Source organism: Streptomyces sp. ST2-7A, from assembly GCF_021390475.1.
In the GTDB taxonomy this organism is placed as follows: Bacteria; Actinomycetota; Actinomycetes; order Streptomycetales; family Streptomycetaceae; genus Streptomyces.
The window spans coordinates 1-7273 of record NZ_JAJUWS010000077.1; the positions used below are offsets into that span (position 1 = coordinate 1).

Genomic DNA, 7273 nt, shown 5'->3' on the forward strand with positions numbered 1-7273 from the left:
GTGGCCCGGGCCCTGTGTCAGGGGTTGCCGACGGTGTTGCGCGGCCGGGCGGCGGGCATTCTGGCCTGGCGCCTGCGCGCCCACCTCCCCCCACCCACACCCGCCCCGGCGCCGATCACGACCCCCGACCCCGCTCCGGGGCCGGGCCGGGGGCGGGGGAAACCGACATCCTGCCGGGGCTGTCACAACGTGATGCTGCGCCCCGAATCCGGCCTGACCCACTGCCGGGCCTGCCGCGAGACGATGGCCCGGCAACCGGCCGCCGCCTGACCCACCACCCGCCCCCGCGCACGCGGGGATGGTCCCGGGGTGGGGCGGAAAACGTTCATTCGGAACCGGTGGTGGTTGACCGGGCACCGGTCGGTGCCGAGGGTGTTCGCCGTTCCGCCGTCCCGGGCCCCGGAGCGGAGGGCCGATCGCCGCTCCGTGCCGGGACCCCGGCGGGCGGGAGGGCCGGCCGCTCGGCGGAGAGGCGGCGCAGCTCGTCGGCCGGGTAAGGGGTGCCGACGGGGTCGTCGAGCATGCGGAGCACGAAGTCCGTCATCACGAGGGTGACCGGCGCGTGGCGGGTGACGATCCCGGCCACCGCGTCCGACAGTCCCTCCGGGCGGGCGCCCTCGGCGCACGCCCGCACCACCTCCGCCGCGTCCCCCACACCGAGTCCCGAGAACATCCAAAGCAGCCGGTTCACCAGGTAGGACATCGCGTAACAGGGGTCGTGGTCGCGGTGCAGGTCGAGGAAGCGGGAGTGTGCCGGGGAGAGCCGGAAGCGCGAGGAGAGCGACAGACCGTGGTCGGTGAAGTGGAGGTGCCGGCCGTCGGTGAGCACGTTGCCGAAGTGGGTGTCGAAGTGGAGGAGCCCGCGGGCGTTCATGGCCAGGGTTCCCGTGAGGAGTTCCCGTTCCACCATCAGGCAGGCCGCGTCGGCGACGTAGCCGCCCTCGCGCACGCGGTCGCCGAGCCACCGGTGGAGGTCCTGCGGGACGTACTCCAGGAAGAGGACCAAACTCGCCCGGCCGGTCGCCATCTCCTCGAGCCGGTGACGGACCCCGGCCGCACCGCCCCACAGGGCGACGGTCCGATCGATGTCGGCCAGTTCCCCGGGCAGCGGCGGGGCCGGTTCGGGCAGTACGCGCCAGTGGTGCAGCAGGGGAAACCGCGGGTCGTCGCCGGTGAGTGCCCATTCATGGGTCATGACGTGGGCGGCCAGTTCCCGCCAGGCCCCGAACCCCGGACTGCCCGCGCCGTAGTGGCAGAAGGCGGGCAGGTCGAAGAGGTTGGCGGTGGACCGCAGGTTCTCGGGCCGCAGTTCGGTGTCGGTGAGGGTGACGTGTTTGACGAAGACGGGGACGCCGTCGATCTCCAGGAGCTCCGATCGTCCGCCGATGCCGGTGCCGAGGGGCTTCGCCCCCGCCAACAGCGCGGCCAACTCGGTGTCGCCGCACAGCGCCAGGGCGGTGGAGGCGGTGCCGTGCGCGGCCAGACGGGCCCGGTGCTCCGCCCCGGGGGCCGCCGGGGCCCCGGAACCCTCCGTGGTTTCCCGCATCGAGACCCCTTCCCTCCCGACAGGGCCGGCCACCGTGTCCGTTCCCGTCCGGGACGGGGCCCGATGCCCCGTCATCGCACCCTACGCGACCGGCCGGTGACGGATTCGGGACCCGGTCGGAGGAGCGGGGAAAGGCGGGGCGGCGCTCCCCTTACCCCGGACTTCCTCCGGACGGGTGAGACGGCGGTCACACGGGTGACGGCGGGCCGGACGGGGGAAGAACGGGGCGGGACGGTCGTGCGCGCCGGACGGAACCCCTCGTCAGGGCCGTGCGGAGCGGGTCGAGGCCCAACCGTGACCGACGTGACGGAACGGTTACGGCCCTTTCCGCGTTCTTCGGGGTGGACTACCGTGCTGTCTTTGCCAAAGTATTACTCTGGACGCGAGGTCGTACCGTCAGCGGCCATGGAGGAGTGAGATGAGGAGCAGTAACCCGGTCTTCACGCGTCGGGGGTTCAGTCAGGGCGGCGGGTACGGCAATTTCAACGCCGGCCCGCAGGCGCAGACCGGGCATCCCTACGCGCAGCCGAGCAACCCGTACGCGCAGCCCACCAACCCCTACGCGCAGACCCTCGACCCGAACACGGGTCAGCCGGTCGCTCCCGCCGGTGCGCCCGGGGTCATGACGATCGACAGCGTCGTCTCCCGGACCGCCCTGACGCTGGGCACCGTGGTGGCGTTCGCCGCCGTGGCGTGGATCACCGACCTGCCGATGGGCATCGGTTTCATCTGCGCCCTGGTCGGTATGGGCCTGGCGCTGTGGCAGTCGTTCAAGCGTGAGCCCTCCCCGCCGCTGATCCTGGCCTACGCCGCCGTCGAGGGCCTGTTCCTCGGCGCGATCAGCAACATGATCAACCAGTGGGCCCCCGGCGCCGCCATGCAGGCCGTGCTGGGCACCATGGCGGTCTTCGCCGGTGTGTTGTTCATGTACAAGCAGCGGATCATCAAGGTCAACGCGCGCTTCACCAAGTTCGTGATGGCCGCCGCCGTCGGCTTCGTGCTGCTGATGGCCATCAACCTGATCGTCGCCCTGATCGGTGGCGGTGACGGTCTGGGCCTGCGCTCCGGCGGTCTCGGCATCCTCTTCGGTGTGATCGGCATCATCCTCGGTGCCTGCTTCCTCGCCCTGGACTTCAAGATGGTCGAGGACGGCGTCGCCTACGGTGCTCCCGAGAAGGAGTCCTGGCTGGCCGCCTTCGGCCTGACCCTCACCCTGGTGTGGATCTACCTGGAGTTCCTGCGGCTGATCGCCATCCTGCAAGGCGAATGACGCGCGGACGACCCTGCCCGCCCGACCCCCGGGTCACGGGGGCGGGCGGCGCCCGGGGGCGTGCGCGGCGACGATGACGAGGGCCCGTCCGGTTTCGACCGGACGGGCCCTCGCCGCGTTTCCGGCCCACCGGTCGGCACGGGATGCCGGGAACACCGGGCCCCGGGCGGGCGCGCCCGCCCGGGGCCGACCTCAGGTGTCGCGCCCGGGGCCACGCCGACGTGTCCGCAGGCGGGCGGGCTCGGGGGTTTCCGATGTTGGTGCCCGGTTCACCGGTGCGGCCCGGCACGGCGCGGGCACGAACCGGCGGCGCCCGGCCCACTCCAACCGGCCCACCCACCGGCCGCCGTCGCACCGACGGCGCCACGAGGCGCCGCCGCGCGGTCGTGGCCGAGGGCGACGGGGATAGCCTCGGGGCGTGCGAGCCGACCACCCCACCCCGCCCGGAGGAGCCGTTCCCGGCCTCCTCGACACCCGTGCCCTCGACGAGGCCGTGGAGCGGCTGGCCGACCGGTTGCGACGACTGCCGGAGAGCCGGTTGCGACAGGGCGCGGCGGGCGAGGGGGTGCGCCTGGCCCGCCGACTGGCCGCGCTCGCGCGCCGGATCGAGGGTGTGGGTCCCGACCCGGCGGAACTGCCGGCGATCGGGGTCTTCGCCGTGGGGGATCAACTCGCCGTCACCGGCCACGACCTCTCAAGGGCCCTGAGGGACCTCGGGGACGCCCCGGAGGCCAGGGAGGCACTGGCGGAGGCACTGGGGCTGCTGAGAGCCGCACGAGAGCTCTGAGAGCGCTTTCCGGTCGCCGGGCGTGCGCCGGGGGTGATCGGTCGTGCTTCCCGCGCGGGGGACGCCGTTCGGGGGCGGGGACACCGGTCGGGAGACACGCGGCGGGGTGTCGATCGGCCCGGGCTTCCGGGACCGGGCGATGAGCGACGGGCGACGGGCGACGAGCGACGGGTGACGTGACGGTGCGCGTCTCGGAACGGCCGGGCCCCGGGGGGTGGCCCGGGCCGACGAAAAAGGCCCGGCACGGGGCCGGGCGGATACGGAGCGGCGGGATGGCCGGTCGGGTCGGGGGAACGGCGTTGCTCCGGTCATCCCACCGCGGCGGCGACCCGTCCGTGAGACCACCGGGGGTTCACGCGCGGTCGGCCCCGGGCCCGGGAGAACGACGGGAAGGCGCCACCACGCGGGCGGCGCCGGCACATCGGGGCGGGAATCCGGCGGGTCCGGTGGCCACAGCGGGACCGGCGGGCCCGGGTGCGGGGCGGGCTCGGGAGGTGACGGAACTCAGGCGGTGACGACGCGGTCGGCCAGCAGGTAGACGTTCTCCTCCGCCGCCGGCTCGCCCGCCCCCGGCGCGCCGGCCGGACCGGCCGGACCGCACCCGAAGGTCAGGGCGTAGGCGCCGGAGACGCCGGAGCCGCCGAGCAGGACCGGGTGGCGTCCGGCGCGCAGCGCGGCGATGAGTCGCTGCGCGGTCTCCTGGTGGCCGGGGGACAGGCACAGGGTGGTGCCGTCGGCGAAGAGGAAGACGTCCAGGGTGCCCAGCGGGCCGGGGCGGACGTCGGCCAGGGGTATGCGGGTCTCGGCCAGGCGGCGCAGCTGCTCGGTGGTCCGGCGCTGCTCGGCGGCCCGGCTCTCCCGGCCGTGCTCACCGCCGGTGCCGGCGCCGGTCTCGAGGGGCCCGGAGGGGTCGGTGTCCTCGCGGTCGGAAGGTTCGTGCCGGTCGGTGTGCTCGCGCTCCACGGGCTCGCCGGCGAGCGTGTAACCGGGGTGGGAGGGGTGTCGGCGGCGGGCGGCGGCCAGTTCGGCGGCCTCGGCCCCGTCGGTCTCGGCGGCCCGCTCGGCGGACTCGTGGACCCCGGGGCACTCACCCGTGGTGTCCGGGGCGCGGTCCACGCCACCCTGACGCGGGACGGAGAACGGGCTCTCGGCCGGCAGCGCGCCGGGCAGGTAGCCCTCCAGGAGGGCGTCCAGCAGCGCCTCGTCGCCGTCACCGAAGTCGGTTCCGGCGCCGCGTCCGGTGAACAGCGGGCCGGGGACGCCGTTCTCACGCGCCTCCTGGTCGGCCCAGAAGGCCCGGGCGTCGGCGAGTTCGCGTTCCCGCTCGTCGGCGAGGGCGTCCGCGACGGCGGCGCGGATGAGTTCCTCGTCGGGGACGGCGCGCGCCCCGGGAAGGGCGGTGGACAGCAGCTCGGTGCGCAGCGCGGCGACCTCCGCGCGCAGGGCACGGGCGACGAAGAGCGCGGTGACGCACAACACCAGTGCGATTGCCGCGGCGAGCAGCAGGATGAGGGATATTGCGCTCACGAACGATCTCCCGGTTGCTTTCGGTCCGCAGCCTTTCCTACCTCAGCCTTCCGTGCCGTTGCCATGGGGCGCCAGATCGGAATGTCCCCTTATGGGAGGGTACTTGGTCCCGTGGGGGAGCTCCGTCTCCGCCCCGCACCCCCGTGACCTGCGGGGACGCGGGGCGGAGACGGGTGGGTTACATCCCGGGTCCGCTTAGGTCTCGCTGGTGTATACCGTGCTTCCGCGCGACCCGGTGAACGCTCCCCCCGGGACCCTTGTGCCGCGGGCCCGCGGGACTCCTCCCATGGTGTCAGCTCATCCGCTCCAGCACCATCGCCATGCCCTGACCACCGCCGACGCACATCGTCTCCAGCGCGAACTGCTTGTCGTGCCACTGGAGGGAGTTGATCAGCGTGGCGGTGATGCGGGCGCCGGTCATGCCGAAGGGGTGACCCACGGCGATCGCGCCGCCGTTGACGTTCAGACGGTCGATGTCGATGCCCAGATCCCGGTACGAGGGAATCACCTGCGCGGCGAACGCCTCGTTGATCTCCACCAGATCGATGTCGGAGATCGACATCCCCGCCCGCTCCAGGGCGCGTCGGCTCGCTTCGACCGGGCCGTAACCCATGATCTCCGGCGAGAGACCGGAGACGGCCGTGGAGACGATCCGCGCCAGCGGGGTGATGCCCAACTCCCGCGCCTTGGTGTCGGACATCACCACCAGGGCGGCGGCACCGTCGTTGAGCGGGCAGCAGTTGCCCGCCGTCACCAGGCCGTCGGGGCGGAAGACCGGCTTGAGGCCCTCGACGCCCTCCATGGTCACGCCCGGGCGCGGCCCGTCGTCCTTGGCCACCACGGTGCCGTCGGGGGTGGTGACGGGGGTGATCTCGCGCTCCCAGAAGCCGTCCGCGATGGCCTTCTCCGCGAGGTTCTGCGACCGCACGCCGAACTCGTCCATCTCGCGGCGGGTCACGCCCTTGAGGCGGGCCAGGTTCTCGGCGGTCTGACCCATGGAGATGTAGATGTCGGGCAGGTCGCCGCCCTCGCGCGGGTCGCTCCAGCCCTCGCCGGCCCGCTCGGCGCGGGCGGCGGTGCGGGCCTCGGCGTCGGCGAACAGCGGGTTGTGGGTGCCCGGCATGCCGTCGGAGGTGCCGTTGACCGTACGGGAGACGGCCTCCACGCCGGCCGAGACGAAGACGTCGCCCTCGCCCGCGCGGATCGCGTGCATCGCCATCCGGGTGGTCTGCAGCGAGGAGGAGCAGTAACGGGTGATGGTGCAGCCCGGCAGGTGGTCCATGCCCAACTGCACGGCCACCACCCGGCCGAGGTTGTGGCCATGCTCACCGCCGGGAGCGCCGCAGCCGAGCATCAGGTCGTCGATGTCGCGGGGGTCGAGCTGGGGCACCTTGTCGAGGGCGGCGCGCACCATCGCGGCGGTGAGGTCGTCCGGACGCATCTCCTTCAGGGAGCCCTTGAAGGCCCGGCCGATGGGGGAGCGGGTGGCGGAGACGATGACGGCTTCGGGCATGACAGCCCCTTCCGAGGAGGGTGGACGCTGGATCGGCTCTGGAAGTTACCCGTGCGTAGGCGCCCGGGTCACCTCGCTCGCATGTGATTCGAACCGCACCGCCCGGGGCGGGGCGGGGTCGTGCTCGGACGGCTCCAGGGTACCGACCAAGCGGTTGGTCAGGTAGTCGGGCGGGGCGGAAATCCCGTGGGGCGGGATGGGGCCGGTCCGGATCCGGGGAACGGGTGGACGTGGCGAGCGGGCCGGGGGCCGCCGTGGAACGTCACCCCCCCTCCCACGGGAACCGTTCCCGAACCCTCCCCCGGGCCCCGGGGTGACCACCCTCGGCGGATCGGGGCGATCCGGGCCCGGTGCCTCCGGTGTTCCCGGCCCGCGGTGGGGTGAGTGGCTGTCCACCGGGGCCCGGGATCGCCACGGTTCCGGTGCCGCGGGTCGCCGATTCGCGGCACCGTGACTCCCGCCCCGGTGGACGACTCCCGCCTCGGTGGGCGGGACACCCCGGGGCGCGGAGGGAGCCCATCGCGCCCCGGTACGGCGGATCCCGCCTCCCTCACGGGGCGGACGCCGTCCCGGCGGACCCGCCCTCCCGCCCCGGCCCGTCGACACCGGCGGCGGGCGTTGCACAAGCAC

At 73.7% G+C, this 7273-nt stretch carries 5 protein-coding genes and 1 pseudogene; 3 read left to right on the forward strand and 3 right to left on the reverse strand.

Translation table 11 applies throughout. The features are described from left to right. Nucleotides 1-270: pseudogene (locus LZF96_RS26150) on the forward strand (hypothetical protein); the annotation flags it as partial. A 55-nt stretch (nucleotides 271-325) separates the two neighbouring features. Here the strand turns inward: LZF96_RS26150 and LZF96_RS26155 are convergent. After that, a complete protein-coding gene (locus tag LZF96_RS26155) occupies nucleotides 326-1546 on the reverse strand; it encodes a protein kinase family protein (RefSeq protein WP_233877329.1) in 1221 nt (406 codons plus the stop codon). Nucleotides 1547-1964: 418 nt separating this feature from the next. Here LZF96_RS26155 and LZF96_RS26160 point away from each other — a divergent pair, with 418 nt between their 5' ends. Both LZF96_RS26160 and LZF96_RS26165 read left to right on the forward strand, forming a co-directional pair. Then, nucleotides 1965-2816 (forward strand): Bax inhibitor-1/YccA family protein, encoded by an 852-nt coding sequence (locus LZF96_RS26160; protein WP_233877331.1) that lies wholly within the window; start codon nucleotides 1965-1967, stop codon nucleotides 2814-2816. Nucleotides 2817-3234: 418 nt separating this feature from the next. After that, nucleotides 3235-3603 (forward strand): hypothetical protein, encoded by a 369-nt coding sequence (locus tag LZF96_RS26165; protein ID WP_374203339.1) that lies wholly within the window; start codon nucleotides 3235-3237, stop codon nucleotides 3601-3603. Between the two features lie 504 nt (nucleotides 3604-4107). Here LZF96_RS26165 and LZF96_RS26170 read toward each other — a convergent pair. Further along, the gene (locus LZF96_RS26170; RefSeq protein ID WP_233877332.1) at nucleotides 4108-5130 is read right to left on the reverse strand and encodes a hypothetical protein; all 1023 of its coding nucleotides are present in this window, start codon (nucleotides 5128-5130) and stop codon (nucleotides 4108-4110) included. A 292-nt stretch (nucleotides 5131-5422) separates the two neighbouring features. Further along, nucleotides 5423-6643, reverse strand: a complete 1221-nt coding sequence (locus LZF96_RS26175) for an acetyl-CoA C-acetyltransferase (protein ID WP_233877334.1) — start codon at nucleotides 6641-6643, stop codon at nucleotides 5423-5425. Nucleotides 6644-7273: the final 630 nt, after the last annotated feature.

Bases quoted from the DNA above. Each gene is read 5' to 3' on its own strand.
- LZF96_RS26155 (WP_233877329.1), bottom strand. From the start codon at position 1,546: ATGCGGGAAACCACGGAGGGTTCCGGGGCCCCGGCGGCCCCCGGGGCG.
- LZF96_RS26160 (WP_233877331.1), top strand. From the start codon at position 1,965: ATGAGGAGCAGTAACCCGGTCTTCACGCGTCGGGGGTTCAGTCAGGGC.
- LZF96_RS26175 (WP_233877334.1), bottom strand. From the start codon at position 6,643: ATGCCCGAAGCCGTCATCGTCTCCGCCACCCGCTCCCCCATCGGCCGG.